The 19,133-nt window shown below is 43.0% G+C and carries 14 protein-coding genes and 4 tRNA genes; 13 read left to right on the top strand and 5 right to left on the bottom strand.

Annotated elements, in window-relative coordinates; all coding sequences use genetic code 11:
- Window positions 1-54: 54 nt before the first annotated feature.
- The 3 genes from ilvD to mutS form a co-directional block, all read right to left on the bottom strand.
- Window positions 55-1,899: a dihydroxy-acid dehydratase gene (gene ilvD, locus OFY17_RS10875; protein ID WP_263530761.1), complete on the bottom strand. Its 1,845-nt coding sequence runs from the start codon at window positions 1,897-1,899 to the stop codon at window positions 55-57.
- 650 nt (window positions 1,900-2,549) lie between these two features.
- Window positions 2,550-2,873: a ferredoxin FdxA gene (fdxA, locus tag OFY17_RS10870; protein WP_263530760.1), complete on the bottom strand. Its 324-nt coding sequence runs from the start codon at window positions 2,871-2,873 to the stop codon at window positions 2,550-2,552.
- Between the two features lie 136 nt (window positions 2,874-3,009).
- The gene (gene mutS, locus OFY17_RS10865; protein ID WP_263530759.1) at window positions 3,010-5,634 is read right to left on the bottom strand and encodes a DNA mismatch repair protein MutS; all 2,625 of its coding nucleotides are present in this window, start codon (window positions 5,632-5,634) and stop codon (window positions 3,010-3,012) included.
- 78 nt (window positions 5,635-5,712) lie between these two features.
- Here mutS and OFY17_RS10860 point away from each other — a divergent pair, with 78 nt between their 5' ends.
- Both OFY17_RS10860 and recA read left to right on the top strand, forming a co-directional pair.
- Window positions 5,713-6,201 carry a CinA family protein gene (locus OFY17_RS10860; RefSeq protein ID WP_263530758.1) on the top strand — a complete coding sequence of 163 codons (489 nt, stop codon included), beginning with the start codon at window positions 5,713-5,715 and terminating at the stop codon, window positions 6,199-6,201.
- Window positions 6,202-6,313: 112 nt separating this feature from the next.
- Entirely contained in the window at window positions 6,314-7,354 is a 1,041-nt protein-coding gene (gene recA / locus OFY17_RS10855; protein ID WP_263530757.1) for a recombinase RecA, read from the top strand.
- A gap of 59 nt (window positions 7,355-7,413) precedes the next feature.
- Here recA and OFY17_RS10850 read toward each other — a convergent pair whose 3' ends face one another.
- Window positions 7,414-7,866, bottom strand: coding sequence for a regulatory protein RecX (locus tag OFY17_RS10850; protein WP_263530756.1), 453 nt, complete (start codon window positions 7,864-7,866; stop codon window positions 7,414-7,416).
- Between the two features lie 284 nt (window positions 7,867-8,150).
- Between OFY17_RS10850 and alr the strand changes: the two genes are divergently transcribed.
- The 8 genes from alr (at window position 8,151) to OFY17_RS10810 (ending at window position 14,281) form a co-directional block, all read left to right on the top strand.
- Window positions 8,151-9,251: an alanine racemase gene (alr, locus tag OFY17_RS10845; protein ID WP_263530755.1), complete on the top strand. Its 1,101-nt coding sequence runs from the start codon at window positions 8,151-8,153 to the stop codon at window positions 9,249-9,251.
- A gap of 244 nt (window positions 9,252-9,495) precedes the next feature.
- Entirely contained in the window at window positions 9,496-12,114 is a 2,619-nt protein-coding gene (gene alaS / locus OFY17_RS10840) for an alanine--tRNA ligase (protein ID WP_263531075.1), read from the top strand.
- A gap of 39 nt (window positions 12,115-12,153) precedes the next feature.
- Entirely contained in the window at window positions 12,154-13,395 is a 1,242-nt protein-coding gene (locus OFY17_RS10835) for an aspartate kinase (RefSeq protein ID WP_263530754.1), read from the top strand.
- 140 nt (window positions 13,396-13,535) lie between these two features.
- Window positions 13,536-13,721, top strand: a complete 186-nt coding sequence (gene csrA / locus OFY17_RS10830; protein WP_263530753.1) for a carbon storage regulator CsrA — start codon at window positions 13,536-13,538, stop codon at window positions 13,719-13,721.
- Between the two features lie 68 nt (window positions 13,722-13,789).
- Window positions 13,790-13,879 (top strand) — tRNA-Ser (locus OFY17_RS10825).
- Window positions 13,880-13,935: 56 nt separating this feature from the next.
- Window positions 13,936-14,012, top strand: a tRNA-Arg gene (locus OFY17_RS10820).
- Window positions 14,013-14,068: 56 nt separating this feature from the next.
- Window positions 14,069-14,145: transfer RNA gene (locus tag OFY17_RS10815), tRNA-Arg, on the top strand.
- A 59-nt stretch (window positions 14,146-14,204) separates the two neighbouring features.
- Window positions 14,205-14,281: transfer RNA gene (locus OFY17_RS10810), tRNA-Arg, on the top strand.
- A gap of 23 nt (window positions 14,282-14,304) precedes the next feature.
- Here the strand turns inward: OFY17_RS10810 and OFY17_RS10805 are convergent.
- Complete coding sequence (locus tag OFY17_RS10805; RefSeq protein ID WP_263530752.1) at window positions 14,305-15,285, bottom strand: tRNA dihydrouridine synthase; 981 nt, start codon at window positions 15,283-15,285, stop codon at window positions 14,305-14,307.
- Between the two features lie 178 nt (window positions 15,286-15,463).
- Between OFY17_RS10805 and OFY17_RS10800 the strand changes: the two genes are divergently transcribed.
- Genes OFY17_RS10800 through OFY17_RS10790 form a run of 3 tightly spaced genes read left to right on the top strand, consistent with a single transcriptional unit; the run spans window position 15,464 to window position 18,733 of the window.
- Entirely contained in the window at window positions 15,464-15,715 is a 252-nt protein-coding gene (locus OFY17_RS10800) for an OadG family protein (protein ID WP_263530751.1), read from the top strand.
- Between the two features lie 34 nt (window positions 15,716-15,749).
- Window positions 15,750-17,543, top strand: coding sequence for a sodium-extruding oxaloacetate decarboxylase subunit alpha (oadA, locus tag OFY17_RS10795; protein ID WP_263530750.1), 1,794 nt, complete (start codon window positions 15,750-15,752; stop codon window positions 17,541-17,543).
- Between the two features lie 17 nt (window positions 17,544-17,560).
- Entirely contained in the window at window positions 17,561-18,733 is a 1,173-nt protein-coding gene (locus OFY17_RS10790; protein WP_263530749.1) for a sodium ion-translocating decarboxylase subunit beta, read from the top strand.
- Window positions 18,734-19,133: the final 400 nt, after the last annotated feature.

Below are 19,133 nucleotides of genomic sequence, written 5' to 3'. Positions count from 1 at the left end.
AAAAGGCCGCGAAACCTATATGGCAGCGGCCTTTTTAATATGGTGTACTGACTGTTAGTCTATAGAGCTAATGTCGCGTACCGCACCCTTGTCTGCACTAGTAGCAAAGTGAGCAAACACCTTAAGAGCAGGAGTCACTTTACGTGGACGCTCTTCAACTGGTTTCCATGCTTTTGAGCCTCGTGAATTCATTTCATCACGACGGGCTTGAAGCTCTTCATCACTTAATAGTACATCAATAGTACGATTTGGAATGTCGATACGGATGATGTCACCACTTTGTACTAAACCAATGGCACCGCCTGCTGCTGCTTCTGGAGAGACGTGACCAATGGATAGGCCTGAAGTACCACCAGAGAAACGACCATCTGTTAGTAGGGCACAGGCTTTTCCGAGACCTTTAGACTTGATGTATGACGTTGGGTATAGCATTTCTTGCATGCCCGGGCCGCCCTTAGGTCCTTCGTAACGAACGATTACCACTTCACCGGCGACAACCTTGTCATCGAGAATATTTTTAACCGCTTCGTCTTGAGATTCTGTGATGTGAGCTGGTCCTTCAAACACTAGGCAAGACTCATCAACACCGGCACTTTTTACTACACAGCCATCTAGAGCTATGTTTCCGTAAAGAACAGCAAGTCCACCTTCCAGTGAGAACGCATGTTCAATGGAACGGAAGCAGCCGTCTTGGCGGTCGCCATCTAGTGAAGGCCAACGAGTAGATTGACTAAAGGCTGTTTGAGTTGGGATACCAGCAGGACCTGCTTTATAAAACTCAATAACTTCCGGTGTAGGTGAGCGCATGATGTCCCATGTTTCCAGAGCTTCAGACATAGTAGCTGCATGCACTGTATGACATTGGTTATGGAGTAATCCAGCTCGGTCTAGTTCACCTAGCAAACCGAAAATACCACCCGCTCTATGGACATCTTCAATGTGATATTTTGGCGAGTTAGGAGCTACTTTACATAGCTGAGGGACTTTGCGAGATAGTCTATCGATATCTTGCATTGTAAAGTTTACGCCAGCTTCTCGAGCAATCGCTAATAGATGAAGAATGGTATTGGTTGACCCACCCATAGCGATATCTAGAGTCATGGCATTTTCAAAAGCATCAAAACTGGCAATTGAACGTGGTGCCCAGTTTGCTTCGTCGTTTTCATAAAAACGTTTAGTAATGTCTACAATACGTCGGCCAGCTTCAAGGAATAAGTGACGGCGATCCGAGTGAGTGGCCAATGTTGTACCGTTACCCGGTAAGCTTAATCCTAGCGCTTCAGTTAGACAGTTCATGGAATTGGCTGTAAACATACCAGAACAAGAGCCACATGTTGGGCAGGCTGAGCGTTCGTATTCAGCTACTTTTTCATCTGTCGCAGTTGGGTCAGCGGCAATAACCATGGCGTCAACTAGATCAAGCTTATTCTCAGCAAGTTTAGTTTTACCAGCTTCCATTGGGCCGCCAGATACAAAAATAACAGGGATGTTTAAGCGCATTGCCGCCATTAGCATCCCAGGTGTGATTTTGTCGCAGTTAGAAATACAAACCAATGCATCCGCACAGTGTGCGTTGACCATGTATTCAACAGAATCTGCAATTAAGTCACGAGAAGGCAGGCTGTACAACATGCCGTCATGGCCCATAGCAATACCATCGTCCACGGCTATCGTGTTGAATTCCTTGGCAACACCTCCTGCTGCTTCAATTTCACGAGCAACAAGTTGTCCCATGTCTTTTAGATGTACATGACCTGGTACAAATTGCGTGAAAGAGTTAGCGACGGCAATAATAGGTTTTTGAAAGTCTTCATCTTTCATGCCGGTTGCTCGCCATAATGCGCGTGCACCAGCCATATTACGGCCTGAAGTGGTGGTTTTGGAACGATATGTTGGCATTGTATCCCCATGAATTTTTATGTTTTATCGAGTTTGTCTATATTACCAATTTTATTGGTCATCCCCAATGACAATTTTTGGACAGGTAAAAATAAATATAGACGGCTGTCTGAGATATTAAAGCGAGTAATTGAATGCTTTTAAAAAGCCTAACCGGCATATTTTCAATTCTCTTTGTAATCTTATTCTTACATCATTGTAAGTTCTTTCGATTTGTTTTGTGAAGAATAGTTCTAGAGTTGTGTGGTTTTGATTCATCTTATTGATATATAAGAATAAATAATAAAACTTCTGCTTTATTGAGTTTTTTGTCGAAGCTAAAAAGTTTGTTACATTAAACACATCCAAACGATATTCATGGATGAAAACGCAAGGATTGCGGAATGATACGCCAGTGAAGGTGGTAAGGAATTAGGGCACTGGATGGCTCAATAGGGAAATAACACAGTATCAGGATGTGCTGTGGCAAGGAGAGTTTGGATGCTTCAGGAAGAAGCGACAGTGATGTTTACTCATAGGATGAGTTGCTTAAAAGGATTTTAAGCAAAGACGGGCGACTAAATAGTCGCCCTTTTTTTGTTTTTGGGTATAGGGTTTATGTGTAAGAAAGCACTGAGCATAAGCTTTTCACTACTTTTAAGAAGAAGTCTTTAGCGCTCCAAATGCTCTAGCTTTTCTTCTACACCATCCCATTCGGAAGCGTCAGGGAGAGAGTCTTTTTTCTCTGATATATTTGGCCAAATCATCGAAAGATCTCGATTTAAATCTAAAAACACTTCTTGCTCTTCTGGTAATTCATCTTCAGAAAAAATAGCGTTAGCCGGACATTCTGGCTCGCATAATGAGCAATCTATGCATTCATCAGGGTTGATGGCTAAAAAGTTTGGACCTTCGTAGAAACAGTCTACAGGGCAGACCTCAACACAATCTGTGTATTTGCATCGTATGCAGTTGTCGGTCACGATAAAAGCCATTCGACTTCTCCTTTAAGCGATAATGATTAATTACGCTTATTTTAAGTGTGTAGATCATTTTTCAGCAAGCGAGTAATACTAATACTCTACCGTAGAATTACTAATGATCTTTGTTGTTTGCTTGAGATCAATTTAATTAGTTAAGCTCGGACTTTAGTTTGTGTAAAGCATTGAGCGCTTCAATTGGCGTCATATTATCTATATCCAGTTCACTTATTTGAGCTTTCAAGTCGTTTTGCTCGGCCATAGCAAATAAGTCTGTTTGTAGAGGTGTGCTCTCAATAGGATGATGAATCCCTTTCTTGGTTTGGTTTGTTGGCTGAGCCTTCTCTGAAGATTCTATGCCGGTTGTCACTTCTAGTTCTTGAAGTTTAAGCTTTGCATGGCTAATGACATTGCGAGGCACGCCAGCAAGCTGAGCTACCTGTAAGCCATATGATTGACTTGCCGGTCCTTCATGAACCTTGTGCATGAATACAATCTCATCTTCATATTCTGTCGCTGTTAGATGGACGTTAGCTGCGTTCTCTAGTTGGTCAGCCAGTGTTGTTAGTTCAAAATAGTGAGTTGCAAATAGCACATAGCATTGTAGTTCACGTGCTAAAAAGTCTACAGCGGACCAAGCAAGAGATAGTCCATCAAATGTGCTGGTTCCTCGACCCACTTCATCCATTAGAACCAAGCTATTTTTACTCGCATTGTTCAAAATGTTGGCGGTTTCTGTCATCTCCACCATGAAGGTAGATCGGCCACCGGCAAGGTCATCGGATGACCCCATACGCGTGAAGATTCGATCGACAACAGATATGGAAGCACTTTCTGCTGGTACGAAACTACCGGTGTGAGCTAGTAGGGTAATTAGCGCGATTTGACGCATATAGGTGGATTTACCACCCATGTTTGGACCCGTTATCATCAGCAGAGATCGCCCATCATGTAGATCCAGATCATTAGGGACAAAAGGTTCTGATATCACAGACTCCACGACAGGATGGCGGCCGCCTATTATGTTAATGCCGCTATTATTATGAAGCTCAGGGCAGGCGAAGTTAAGTTTGTCTGCTTGTAAGGCGAAATTGCTCAGTACATCCAATTGAGCGAGTGCTTGGCTGGTGGTTTGTAACTCTCTTAAAGAGTTGTTAAGCAAATCGAGTAAGTTTTCATAGAGTTCTTTTTCACGTGCTAAAGACTTAGATTTTGCACTGAGTGCTTTATCTTCAAAGGTTTTTAGCTCAGGCGTAATAAAGCGCTCGGCATTTTTCAGTGTTTGGCGACGGATGTATTCAACGGGGGCTTGTTCTGAATGAAGTCGGCTGATTTCTATGTAATAACCATGTACGCGATTAAAGCCTACCTTTAAGGAACTAATACCAGTGCGCTCTTTTTCGCTACGTTCCATTTCGGCTAAAAAGTCTGTCGCGTTGCTGGATAAGGAGAGCAGTTCATCTAGCTCATCATCAAAGCCTTTAGCAAAAATACCACCGTCACGAACAACCGACGGAGGGTTTTCTACCAAAGCTTTAGTTAGGGTGTCTGTTAATTCTGGTTGAGCAATAATGCGCTGGTTCAAGTCTGCTAGCCTCTGAGCACTTAGGGGGGTAAGCAAACTGTTGATCTCTGGCAGTACTTCGAGAGCAAATCGAAGGCGTAATAGATCTCGTGGCCGAGCGGACCTTAATGCGACACGAGAAAGGATTCGCTCAAGGTCACCAACTTTCTTTAAGCTGGCTTCAAAATCAAAATGCAGGTGTTTCTCTTTCAATTCTGCAACAACGGTTTGGCGTTCTTTGATTTCTTGCAAGTCTCTAATGGGGGTGTGTAACCAGCGTTTCAATAGACGACTACCCATAGGCGTGGCGCAGGAGTCTAATACTTCAACTAACGTGTTGGATGTACCACCAGTTAAATTGATATCAATTTCTAAGTTGCGGCGAGTGGCACCATCAATCAGAACAGAATCGTCTTTGTGCTCAACGGTAATGGATTGAATGTGCGGTAAAGCGGAGCGTTGAGTGTCTTTGGCGTATTGAAGTAAAGCGCCAGCAGAAGCAATAGCGGCGGTTAATGCTTCGCAACCAAAGCCAGATAAATCTTTCGTATTGAATTGCTGAATTAACTGACGGTAGCTGGATTCATAATCAAAGTGCCAAGGGCCTAATTCACAGATGCCTTTTTCTAGATTGATTGTGTCTCTGGCTGGAAAGTCTTCTGAGATAAGGATCTCACGGGGGGATAAACGTTGCAGTTCACTGCTAAGAGACTCATGGCCGTCCACTTCAAATAAGCAAAAACGACCACTGGCCATATCCAAATAGGAGAAGCCGAATACATCAAGCCCTTTTCGGCTTTGATGAGATAGAGACAGTAAAAGGTTTTCTCGTTTTTCTTCAAGGAAGGCTTCATCACTAATAGTACCGGGGGTAACGATACGAGCAATTTGTCTTTCTACAGGGCCTTTGCTTGTGGCAGGGTCACCAGTTTGTTCCGCCACGACAACTGACTCACCCATACGAACTAATCGAGCAATGTAGTTTTCTGCAGCATGGAAAGGTATGCCAGCCATAGGAATAGGTAAGCCGCCTGAATGACCACGTGCCGTTAAGGTGATGTCGAGCAATTGTGCGGCACGTTTGGCGTCATCATAAAAGAGCTCGTAAAAATCCCCCATACGATAAAACAGCAGTTGATTTGGATGCTGTGATTTAAGGCCAAAGTATTGGCGCATCATGGGTGTATGGCTGTCAGCTGATTTTTTGCTCATTTCTACGGCTCAATTGTGATCTAAAAAATAGAGGGGTATTCTACGGGATATTTTCTTAGGATTTAAGGTATAGACACTATGAATCAAAGACAAAATCGAGTTGTCTTGGCTACAGAGGTTGGTGAGCTATTAAAAGCTCATAACAGTATGTTAGTGACGGCAGAGTCCTGTACAGGCGGCCTGATAGGGGCAACTTGTACTGAAATAGCCGGCAGTTCGTCTTGGTTTTATGGTGGTGTGATTAGTTATGCTAATGAAGCTAAAGTCCAAGGTTTGTCGGTACAGCAAGATACCTTAGCGTCTTTTGGTGCCGTATCAGAACAAACCGTGAAAGAGATGTGTGCGGGGGCTTTATTACTTGGTGGTGATGTGGCTATTGCGGTAAGTGGTGTGGCAGGTCCTGGCGGTGGTTCGATTGAAAAGCCAGTTGGGTGCGTCTATATAGGTTGGTTAAGGAAAGGTAAGGCAGCCGTTGTGACACGATTTCAATTTGAAGGCGACCGGGAAAGTGTGCGTGAGCAGGCTGTTATTGAGGCTCTAAATGGCCTAAAAGCATGCTTTAAATGATGTCTGTTTAGTCTTTTTTAAAAATACTGTTTTTATATACAGTATTTTCTTGAAATTCTATTTAAACCCCGATAAAGTTACCCACATCGAAATTAGCCATAAGGACTTTAACATGTCATCTATTGCAGATAACAAAAAAAAGGCGCTAGACGCAGCATTATCACAAATTGAACGCCAATTTGGTAAAGGCGCCATCATGAAAATGGGCGAAGGTGCCAAACTGGATATCGACACGGTTTCTACTGGATCGTTAGGTTTGGATATTGCATTAGGTGCTGGTGGTCTGCCTTATGGTCGTATCTGTGAAATTTATGGCCCAGAGTCTTCAGGTAAAACAACACTGACTTTGAGTGTTATTGCGGAAGCACAAAAACAAGGTAAAACATGTGCTTTTATTGATGCTGAGCACGCACTGGATCCAGCCTATGCTGAAAAATTGGGTGTTAATATTGCTGATTTACTGATATCTCAGCCTGATACAGGTGAGCAAGCATTAGAAATCGTTGACATGCTAGTACGTTCAAACAGCGTTGATGTGGTTATTGTTGATTCCGTTGCCGCTTTGGTGCCTAAGTCTGAAATTGAGGGTGAAATGGGTAGCTCTTCTGTTGGCGTACAGGCGCGTTTGCTATCTCAGGCAATGCGTAAGTTAACAGGTTCTATTAAAAGCGCTAACTGTCTTGTGGTCTTCATTAACCAAATTCGTATGAAAATCGGTGTTATGTTTGGTAGTCCTGAAACGACAACAGGTGGTAACGCACTTAAATTCTACTCTTCCGTTCGCCTTGATATCCGTCGTATTGGCTCTGTTAAACAAGGCGATGAAGTGATTGGTAATGAAACCCGCGTGAAAGTGGTGAAAAACAAAATTGCGCCGCCGTTCAAGCAAACTGAATTTCAGATCATGTACGGTGCGGGTATTTACCGTATGGGCGAAATTATTGATCTAGGTGTTAAGCAAGGTTTTGTAGATAAAGCGGGTGCTTGGTATGCCTACGGTGGTAATAAAATTGGCCAAGGTAAAGCAAATGCAGCACAGTTCTTAACCGAGAACCCAGAAATTGCTCAAGAAATTGAAGCGAAAATTCGTGCTGAACTATTAGCAGTGAAAAGTAACTCAGCAGAAGAAAGTGAAGAAGAGCTAGAAGACTAAATTCTCTTTAATTCAAACTTTTTGAAAGCGCTAACTTAGCTTCTAAGTTGGCGTTTTTTTTATTCATCATTAGGCGACAGTGCATAGTTGATTTGATCAAAACTAAATCCTCTGTATTGTAGAAAACGAAACTGCTTCCCTTTTTCTTTAAAGTCCTTGTACTTATGCTCCCCGAACTTACTCTCTTTTGTTTGTCTGGCAAGCTCGAACCAATCAACTTCGGCCTCTTCAATGGCGATTTTGGAAATCTGACTACTAATCCCTTTTTGCTGGAGTTCTTGTAATATTCTATTGGCTCCTAGATGTCTGTTGATTTTGCTGCGCACAAAGATTTCAGCGAATCTTTCGTCATTTAGATAGTTGATTTCTTGAAGCTTCTGAATGGCTGTCGAAATTTCGGCCTCTTCATAACCCTTGGCTTCAAGTTTTTTTTCAATTTCGTGAGCGCTGTGTTCCCTATGGTTGAGCAGGGCTAACGCTTGATCAAATGCCGATTTATGCTGATTAAACATATTTTCCTCTAATGCTTTTTATGTCGATATTCTAGCATTTCCATATTGCTGAACAGGAGGTCTAATGGCGCATTTATCGTTGTAAATTGCCTGTTTGAAACCTGCCGAGGCTGAAATTAGCTCATGTTTACTCTGGAGCTTAGTCATTTTAATGGGAAATTCTTAAGGGAAAGTGATCTATAAGGTGGCTCTAGGGTGCCCATTACCGATATTATAGGATCATTAGAAATAGTAACTTATGTCCATTGCTCTGTGATGGACGTTGTCAGTAGTAAGGGAAATTAATGGCTAGGCCGCTCACCGCAACGATAGATCTGAACAGTATTAAGCGTAATTACCAATATGCAAAAAAACTTCATCCAACCTGCAATGCCTTTGCTGTTATCAAAAGTAATGCCTATGGACATGGTGCCGTCAAGGTTGCGACCTACCTTGATGATGAAGTGGATGCCTTTGCAGTGGCGTCTATCGACGAAGCTCTTGTCGTCCGTGATGCGGGTGTAAAATCGACCATTATGCTTTTAGAAGGTGTGTTTGAAGCTGATGAGTGGGCCATTTGTCAGGAAAAAGGCTTTTGGGCTGCTATAGAAAATCAAAGCCAGTTAGATTGGCTTTTAGAGAGTAAAGCGAAAATCGGCAAGGTGTTTGTCAAAGTCGATACTGGCATGCATAGATTGGGTCTAGAGCCGTCATTAGCCCCAAGCTTTGTTGAACAACTAAAAGAAAGTGGTCTTGTTGACGAAGTCTTGTTAATGACTCACTTTGCCAGTGCTGATGATTTGTCTGATATTACGACCATGGAGCAATTAACACGCTTTGAAATGGTTTGTCGTGATGTGGGAGATGATATCGCAACAAGCGTTGCTAATTCTTCGGCAATCATGAAATGGTCGGTGCCTGAGGGTGGGTGGATTCGTCCGGGAATCATGCTTTATGGTATTTCTCCTTTTGCCGGTTTGACAGGGCTACAGCTTGGTTTATCACCCGCAATGACGCTAACAACGAAAGTTATCTCGGTGCGAAAATTGCGTGAAGGAGATGGTGTAGGGTATGGCTTATCCTACAAGGCGACAGAAGACCATCAATTGGCCACTGTTGCAGTGGGCTATGGCGATGGCTACCCAAGACATGCGCAAACTGGAACGCCTTTAAAAATAAACGGCGTGCCTGCAACGCTAGTAGGTCGTGTGTCCATGGATATGGTTACGGTGAAATCCTCAAGCGATACTCACAACCTTTTAATTGGTCAGGATGTAGAACTTTGGGGTAACGATGTTCCTGTTGAAGAAGTGGCTGACTTTTCTGGCACTATAGGCTACGAGTTAGTTGCAAGAATGACCACTCGCCCACGTTACGTATATAAAGAAGGTGAATCAGAGAGTTAATTCCAAATTGATAAGGCCTAGAAAGTACTTTTTAGGCCTTGTTTAACCACTATTTTTCTAGAAAATGTGCATTAATTACACTTCCGATGAAATAAGCCTAAATTTTCACCACTTTCTTTTGAAAATACCTACCTTTTGAGTGTACTATTTTGTGTTTTTTTAGTGCACAGAATGGGCGTCTATATGTATGCCCATTACGCAATCCAATTTGTTCAAAAATATAGAGATAGAGACTCACCCTATTATGAAGAGTTCTGAATTACGCCAGTCATTTTTATCCTACTTCGAAAGTAAGCAACACCAGATTGTAGATTCCAGTTCATTGGTGCCTGGAAATGATCCTACATTGTTGTTTACCAACGCCGGTATGGTTCAGTTTAAAGATGTTTTCTTGGGGGATGATATTCGCCCATATACTCGAGCTACAAGTTCTCAGCGTTGTGTTCGAGCCGGTGGTAAGCACAATGACCTTGAGAATGTAGGTTATACGGCTCGTCACCATACATTTTTTGAAATGTTGGGTAACTTTAGTTTTGGTGACTATTTCAAAAGAGAAGCGATTGGGTATGCGTGGGAGTTTCTGACGGTTGTGCTTAAGTTGCCAACAGAAAAGCTTCTGGTGACTGTTTATGCGGAAGATGATGAAGCCTTTGATATCTGGCACAAAGAAATAGGCTTGCCGAAAGATAAGATTATCCGTATTGGGGATAATAAAGGCGGCCGTTACCAGTCTGATAATTTCTGGGCTATGGGTGATACTGGACCATGCGGCCCTTGTTCAGAAGTTTTCTATGACCATGGCGAACACATTTGGGGCGGGCCTCCAGGTTCTCCAGAAGAAGATGGCGACCGTTTCATTGAAATATGGAACGTGGTCTTCATGCAGTTTAACCGTTCTGCCAGTGGCGAAATGGCTGCTCTGCCTAAACCATCTGTTGATACGGGAATGGGGCTTGAGCGTATCGCTGCCATTTTGCAGGGTGTTCACAGTAACTATGAAATCGATTTATTCCAGAACCTTATTTCTGCTGCGGCGAAAGCGGTTGGCACCGACGACCTAACCTCTCAATCTTTAAGAGTTATTGCCGATCATATCCGTTCATGTTCTTTCATGATTGTTGATGGTGTTGTGCCATCCAATGAAGGGCGTGGTTATGTGCTTCGCCGTATTGTTCGACGTGCGGTTCGTCACGGCAATAAACTGGGGCAAAATGGCGTCTTCTTTCATACCTTGGTTGAGGCGTTGGATGTTGAAATGGGTGATGCCTACCCAGAGCTGCGTAAGCTAAAAGAACGAGTGGCTTCTATCTTATTGAAGGAAGAAGAGCAGTTTGCGAAAACCCTTGATCAGGGTATGAAAATTCTAGAAGACGCTATTAGTCAGCTAGGGGATGAAAAAGTCATTCCAGGTGAAACAGTCTTTAAACTGTATGACACATACGGCTTCCCTGTTGATCTGACTAACGACGTTGCCCGCGAGAACGAGCTGGAAATTGACGAAGAGGGCTTTGAAGTTGCGATGGAAGCCCAGCGTACCAGAGCGCGTTCTGCTAGTAACTTCTCCATGGATATGTCCGGTGGTGTCACTATCGATAGCGTCACTGAGTTTACTGGATATGACTATTTAGAAGGTCAGTGTGAAGTCGAAACTATCTTAGTGGATGGTGTGGCTGTTGAGTCTATTGAAGCCGGTCAATCTGCAGCGGTTATTTTAAAAAGCACGCCTTTCTATGGTGAATCTGGTGGTCAGGTTGGCGATAAAGGCTGGCTGCGTGGTGTTGGTGCTTTTAAGGTACTTAATACTACTAAGCAAAATAAAGCGCACTTGCACCAAGGCGAATTAAAAGAAGGCTCGCTGTCAGTGGGTGATTTGATTACTGGTGAAGTGGATCGAAGCCTACGTTCTGCTACAACACTGAATCACTCCGCAACCCACTTGGTACATGAAGCCTTACGCCGTGTGTTGGGTGATCATGTTTCTCAGAAGGGTTCTCTAGTAGATCCAGATAAATTGCGTTTTGACTTCTCTCACTTTGAAGCGGTAACCGCGGTAGAAATTGAGCAAGTGGAAGATATGGTGAATGAGCAAATTCGCCTTAACCGTGAAGTTGAAACAGAAATCATGGACATAGAGTCTGCTAAACAGAAAGGTGCTATGGCTCTGTTTGGTGAAAAATACGACAGTGAAGTCCGTGTCTTAACAATGGGCGCTGATTACTCTATTGAATTATGTGGCGGTACCCATGTTAAGCGTACGGGCGATATTGGTTTATTCAAGATAGTTGCAGAGAGTGGTATTGCTGCAGGTGTTCGTCGTATAGAGGCTTTTACTGGTAAAACAGCCATTGACAGTACTCGTCAAACGGAAACAGCACTTAATAATGTAGCTGCTTTAGTTAAAGGTAATAAAGAGAACGCCTTGGATAAAGTGACAGCATTAAACGATCATGCACGCTCTTTGCAGAAAGAGTTGGATCTCTTAAAAGGCAAGATGGCGGCATTGGCAGGAGCTGATTTGGCATCTCAAGCGGTTGATATTGACGGTGGTAAATTACTTGTTGCTCAAGTTGAAGTTGCTGAATCGAAAGAGCTTCGCGATTTACTTGATGAATTGAAAAGTAAGCTTGAGTCCGCTGTGATTGTTTTAGCTGCTGTTAATGATGGCAAGGTGAGTTTGATTGCTGGCGTGACCAAAGAATTAACGAAAAAAGTAAGAGCAGGAGACTTGATCAAAGAAGTAGCGCCTCTAGTAGACGGTAGAGGTGGTGGTCGTCCTGATATGGCGCAAGCGGGTGGTAGTAACCCAGCAGGTATTGAAAGTGTGCTTGCTCGAGTGCCAGCTTGGGTTGCAGAAAAATTTTAATGCATCTTGCTTAAGTGTTTGTAGGTAGATAAATAAATTATGGCTCTATTAGTTCAAAAATACGGTGGTACTTCGGTTGGCTCTGTGGAGCGAATTGAAGCTGTCGCCGATAGGGTGCAAAGGCATAGGGAGCAGGGAGACGATATTGTTGTCGTTGTCTCTGCGATGAGTGGTGAAACCAATCGCCTTATTGGCCTTGCTAAAGATATTTCAGAAGCCCCCAGTGCGAGAGAAATGGATGTTTTGCTTTCTACAGGGGAGCAGGTAACCATTGCTCTTTTGTCTATGGCATTACACAAAAGAGGTCTTGAGGCTCGTTCCTATACGGGTTCACAAATTCGTATTACAACAGACAGCGCTCATGGTAAAGCGCGTATTCAGAAGATTGATACAGAGGCGATGCAGCTAGATTTAGATGCTGGTCGAGTGGTTGTTGTTGCAGGTTTTCAGGGTGCTGATGAGTTAGGGAATATTACTACTCTTGGGCGTGGTGGTTCGGACACAACCGGAGTTGCTCTGGCGGCCGCTTTAGAGGCGGACGAGTGCCAGATCTATACCGATGTTGATGGTGTATACACAACAGATCCTAGGGTGGTTGATAGTGCTCGTCGTTTAGAAAAAATTACCTTTGAAGAAATGTTAGAAATGGCCAGTCTTGGTTCAAAAGTGTTGCAGATTCGTTCGGTTGAGTTTGCCGGAAAATATCAGGTGCCGTTACGTGTGTTGTCCAGTTTTAAAGAGGGCGAAGGTACTTTGATCACAGCTGAGGAGAATGACAGTATGGAGCAGCCAGCAGTTTCTGGTATTGCATTTAATAGAGATGAAGCCAAGTTGACGTTAAAAGGTATTCCGGATATCCCTGGTGTAGCTGCGCGTATCCTTGGTCCTATTAGTGATGCGAATATCGAAGTGGATATGATAGTTCAAAATATTTCAGTGGATGGGACAACAGACTTCACTTTTACTGTGCATCGCAATGAATATGAAAATGCTTTATCGGTTTTGAATAATGTCGCGAAAGAGCTAGGCGCCAAAGATGTGTTTTCTGACGCCAAAATTGCGAAGGTCTCTATCGTTGGTGTAGGGATGCGTTCCCATGCCGGTGTTGCTAGTACCATGTTTAGAGCTTTGGCTGCGGAGTCTATTAATATACAGCTCATATCAACGTCAGAGATTAAGGTCTCAGTTATTATTGATGAAAAGTATATGGAGTTAGCTGTTCGATCTTTACACTCTGCATTTGGTTTAGATACTAGTGCTTACGGTGTTAGCAAGGGTTAATTTAGGTCGTTACAAAAAAAATAAATAAACACTTGGTTAAAATTTAACTAGAGGCTACAATTCATTTTGTAGGGATTGTCCTACATTGCTTGTAGGGCAATCTGCCTAACTAGAAAAATAAATTTAACAGGGAATTATTTATGCTAATTTTAACTCGTCGTGTTGGTGAAACATTAATGGTTGGTGATGAGGTTTCTGTCACTGTACTAGGTGTAAAAGGTAATCAGGTTCGTATTGGTATTAATGCGCCTAAAGATGTATCTGTGCACCGTGAAGAAATCTATCTTCGTATACAAAAAGAACAAGATGAAAGCTCTGAAGATTAATTTTTAAAAAAAGTTTCAAAAAGTCTTTACAGTTTTTTTTGGCAGTATATACTACGCCGCACTTGTTTGGAGAGTTGGCCGAGTGGCTGAAGGCGCGCCCCTGCTAAGGGTGTATGGGTTAACACTCATCGAGGGTTCGAATCCCTCACTCTCCGCCATTTCAAGTAACCTTTTTAAACATCCAGTTTATTAGAAAGGTTGGAGTACTGAATTTGCACCCGTAGCTCAGCTGGATAGAGTACTCGGCTACGAACCGAGCGGTCAGAGGTTCGAATCCTCTCGGGTGCACCATTCCCCCAAAGCATTTAAAACAATCCTTTTTGGATGCTTTTAGAAATTTTTGCTACGCACCCGTAGCTCAGCTGGATAGAGTACTCGGCTACGAACCGAGCGGTCAGAGGTTCGAATCCTCTCGGGTGCACCATTTCTTAAGTTTCTTATTTTAAGTATTGATTCTCTATTGTGAGTTTAATATTTTTCTATGCACCCGTAGCTCAGCTGGATAGAGTACTCGGCTACGAACCGAGCGGTCAGAGGTTCGAATCCTCTCGGGTGCACCATTTCTTATTTTTCTTTCTAACTCTTATTTCCTTGCTCTTATCTCTATCATTTTCTCGTTGATTTCTTTTGTGCTTTTGCTACGTCTTAATTCTTGCAGGTTGTCTTTGATAAAGTCGAACTCAAGTCTTAAATGTCCACACCATTGCTTTAGCCTGCCTAATGTGGCGACTTCATCGTAATGCTCTTGTAGCTTTAGTGTGTAGCTTTGGAATAGATGTATTAGGTCTTCGTGTCGTGTATTTATCTCTTTATTGTCTAGTGCGGCTCTTAGGTCTTGGAATATGAAAGGGTTATTTAAAGATCCTCTCCCTATCATGAAGTGTGAGCAGCCTGTTATAGATTGGCATTTTAATAGAGACTCAATATTGGTGATGTCACCGTTTGCCACAACGATCATTTTAGTATTGTTTTTTATTTGCCCTATTTTTTCCCAACGTGCAGGTGGCTTGTAACCATCTTTTTTTGTTCTGCCGTGTATGGTTAAGGTGTTGGTGTTTGCTGCTTCTATTGCGGCAACATTGTCAAATAGTAAGCTTTCATCTTCATAGCCTAATCGTATCTTGGCTGATAGCTGTGTGTGTGTAGGTATGTGAGAGCGAATGCTTTGCATTATTTTGTGGAGGCTTTCAGAATCCTGTAGTAATACCGACCCTCCACCATGTCCATTTACTCTTTTTGCCGGGCAGCCGAAGTTGACGTCGATGTGTGTTGCTCCAGCGTTAATTGCTGCGCTTGCACTTTCTGCCATCAGCTCTGGGTTGCTGCCTAGTATTTGAGTGTGGACTGGGTGTCCGTATTTGGTTTTTGCCTGATTTGTGTTTTCGGGTACTAAGCGTCGAAAAGTAGGGGTTGGTATCGGATATTGGGTAACCCGAACAAACTCGGATACTAGGTAGTCCATTCCGCCGATTAGGGACAGTTGTTCCCGCATTGTGTGGTCCATTACACCTTCCATTGGGGCAACAGCTAAAGTGATCGTTTCTTTTGTTTGTGTGTCTTTCAAAATAAATGAGGTCTTGAAGGGGTGGTAGGTAATAAAAATCAAACTGTTACGCAAAAAAAATATGAAACTGTTCTGGTTTGTGGTAAAAAACACAGTGTAAATATTAATTATGCATTGAATGTGCATCTGATCATATTTGATCAGCACAAACAAGGTAATAGTAAAAGGTGACTATGCTATGAATGGGTTACTCGGAGACGGTATTGGGTTAATGGTATTGGGAATGGGCTTTGTGTTCCTGTTTCTATGTATCTTAATTGTTGCGACGAGCTTTATGTCTCGTCTACTCAACCAATTTTTTCCAGATGTTGCTGTTGCTGCGCCAAGTGCGAAGCCAGTTGCTGCACCTGCTGCAAGTAAAGTGGATCCGAAACTTGCGGAAGCAATTACGGCGGCAGTGCACCACTATAGAAACAACAAAAACTCTTAAACTACTAACTATCCAGATCTTTTGAGGCTGAAACATGACAACCACTAAGCAACCTCTTGGCATTACAGATGTCGTTTTGCGTGATGCTCATCAATCTCTATTCGCTACCCGTATGCGTATTGATGACATGCTTCCTATTGCTGAAAAGCTTGATAAAGTTGGCTTCTGGTCACTTGAATCATGGGGCGGAGCAACCTTTGACTCCTGCATTCGATTTATCGGAGAAGACCCATGGGAGCGTATTCGTGAGTTGAAAAAGGCGATGCCAAATACGCCTCAGCAAATGCTGCTTCGTGGTCAAAACTTGTTGGGTTACCGTCACTATGCAGATGATGTTGTAAATAAGTTTGTTGAGCGTGCTGCCTTTAATGGTGTGGATGTTTTCCGTATTTTTGATGCGATGAATGATCCGCGTAACCTAGAAACAGCTATTAAGGCGGTTAAGCAACAAGGTAAACATGCTCAAGGCACAATTTCTTATACTAAGAGTCGAGTGCATACGACTCAGAACTGGGTAGATTACGCGAAAACCCTAGAAGATATGGGTGCGGACTCTATCGCGATTAAGGATATGTCAGGTATTTTGACTCCTTATGATGCCTATGAGTTAGTTAGTCTTCTGAAAGCACAAACACACTTAGAAGTTCAATTACATGCCCATGCGACATCTGGCTTGTCTGATATGACGATTCTTAAAGCTGTGGAAGCAGGGATTGATCGTGTCGATACTGCAATCTCTTCAATGTCTATGACGTACGGCCACAGTGCAACAGAGTCAGTTGTTGCAGCTTTACAGGGTACGGACCGTGATACAGGCTTAGATTTAGCTCAGCTTGAAGATATTGCTTCTTACTTCCGTGATGTAAGGAAAAAATACTCTAAGTTTGAAGGCTCTCTGCGTGGCACAGACTCTCGAATTCTTATTGCACAAGTTCCTGGTGGCATGTTGACTAACATGGAAAACCAGTTAAAAGAGCAAGGTGCGGCAGATAAGTTTGATGACGTGCTAAAAGAAATACCTAAAGTGCGTGAAGATCTTGGTCTAATTCCTCTTGTTACTCCAACGTCTCAAATTGTGGGTACGCAAGCTGTATTGAATGTATTAACAGGCGAGCGTTACAAGTCTATCTCTAAAGAAACAGCTGGTATATTGAAAGGTGAATACGGTGCTGCTCCTGCTGAATTTAATGCGGATCTTCAGGCTCGTGTTCTTGATGGCGCTGAAGCAATCACATGTCGCCCTGCTGATTTGCTGTCTCCAGAAATGGATAAGCTAACAGAAGAGTTAGTTGGTTTGTCGAAAGAGAAAGGCATTGAGTTGGCGGATGGCCAAATTGATGATGTTCTTACTTATGCCTTGTTCCCGCAAATTGGTCTGAAGTTCCTACAGAACCGTGGTGATGCAAGCGCCTTTGAGCCTGCGCCTATTGCAAATTCGACTGTAGACTCGGCTAGTGTGGGTAGCTCTTCTCCTGGTGGTGAAGGGGTTTACACAGTATCTGTTTCCGGCGAAGAGTATGTTGTACAGGTTACTGAAGGTGGTGTTGTTGGTGCTATTCAACCTGCCGCTTCTGCATCGACTCCAGCTGCGGCGCCAGTTGCTCCTGCTGCATCTTCAGGTGAGGCTGTTCCATCTCCTCTTGCTGGTAACATCTTTAAAGTACTTGTTTCTCCTGGTCAGCAAGTCGAAGAAGGTGAGACAGTTATGATTTTAGAAGCCATGAAAATGGAAACTGAGATTTCAGCTCCTAAGTCTGGTGTGGTTGGTTCCATTAACGTGAAAGAAGGTGACTCTGTACAAGTTGGTCACACACTTCTTACTTTGTAATCTAGGAAAATTTAGAGATGGAAAATAAGCTACTAAATTTGCTTCATGATACTGGCTTTTACCAGCTTGAGCTGGGTCAGTTTGTGATGATGTGTGTGGGTCTTATACTGATCTTTCTGGCTGTAAAAAAAGGCTTTGAACCTTTGTTGCTACTGCCTATTGGTATAGGTGCTGTCATGGTTAATATTCCGGGGGCTGGCTTTATGGCCGCTCCTGTTTATGATGCAGCGGGTCACTTGGTTTCCCCGGGTGGCCTTCAGTACTACATCTATCATGGTGGTATTGAAACAGGTCTTTTCCCATTGCTTATCTTTATGGGTGTGGGTGCTATGACGGACTTTGGTCCAATGTTAGCTAACCCTAAAACACTTCTGTTAGGTGCAGCTGCTCAGTTTGGTATCTTTGCAACGGTTATCGGTGCAGTGGTGCTGGGTGCTGCTGGAATTATGGACTTCACTTTAGCGGATGCTGCAGCAATCGGTATTATCGGTGGTGCAGATGGTCCTACGGCGATTTTTGTTGCGAGTCGACTTGCTCCTGATTTGTTGGGTGCTATCGCTGTTGCCGCTTATTCGTACATGGCATTGGTTCCATTGATTCAGCCGCCAATTATGAGAGCACTTACTTCTAAAGAAGAGCGTGCGATCAAAATGGTTCAGTTGCGAGTCGTTTCGAAGAAAGAGAAGATCATATTCCCTGTTGTGGTAATTCTTTTGGCTGCTATGTTCTTGCCAAGTGCTGCTCCACTATTAGGCATGTTCTGCTTTGGTAACCTAATGAAAGAGTGTGGTGTGGTGGATCGTTTAAGCGATACAGCTCAAAATGCTTTGATCAATACAGTTACTATTTTCTTGGGCTTGGGTGTAGGTTCGAAGCTTAGCTCAGAAGATTTCTTAAATGTTGAGACCTTGGGTATCTTAGGTTTAGGCTTGGTGGCTTTCTCTATTGGTACAGCTTCCGGTGTTATCATGGCTAAGATCATGAACAAGTACTCAGCAGAAGATATTAACCCTCTTATTGGTGCAGCGGGTGTATCTGCCGTGCCTATGGCAGCGCGAGTTGCTAACAAAGTAGGTCTGGAAGCAAACAAGCAAAACTTCTTGTTGATGCATGCGATGGGGCCAAACGTTGCGGGTGTTATCGGTTCTGCTGTTGCTGCTGGTGTAATGCTTAGTTATGTAGGTGGTTAGTTAATATTACTTAATAGGTATTTTTAAAAAGCCCTTAACCTTTGGTTAAGGGCTTTTTTGTTTTTAGGGGTGGTTTGTGTGTTTGTTGTTGGTTTTTTGATCGATGCTTGGTGTTTTGCTAAGTGTCTAAAACTAAATAGGAATAAAGCTAAAATAACTACCAAAAGTTCTTGCATTGTTTCTGTAGATCCTTAATATACGCCCTCGCTGACACGGGCAGTGCTTCTACTTAGTTATTTAGTAACTAGGTGATTCAAGTAGCTGCAAGTGGTATAGCAACGCTCTTTAAAATAGATAATCAGATAATTTGTGTGGGCGCTCGCTGGAGACTTTCAAAAAAATTGAAGTCTTACACGAGAGTCAAACACGTCAATTCGCTTTATTAAGTAAGTTGGTGTTT

The sequence above is a fragment of the Marinomonas sargassi genome, from assembly GCF_025716875.1.
Classification (GTDB): domain Bacteria; phylum Pseudomonadota; class Gammaproteobacteria; order Pseudomonadales; family Marinomonadaceae; genus Marinomonas; species Marinomonas sargassi.
This window is presented reverse-complemented; position numbering and strand designations above follow the sequence as displayed.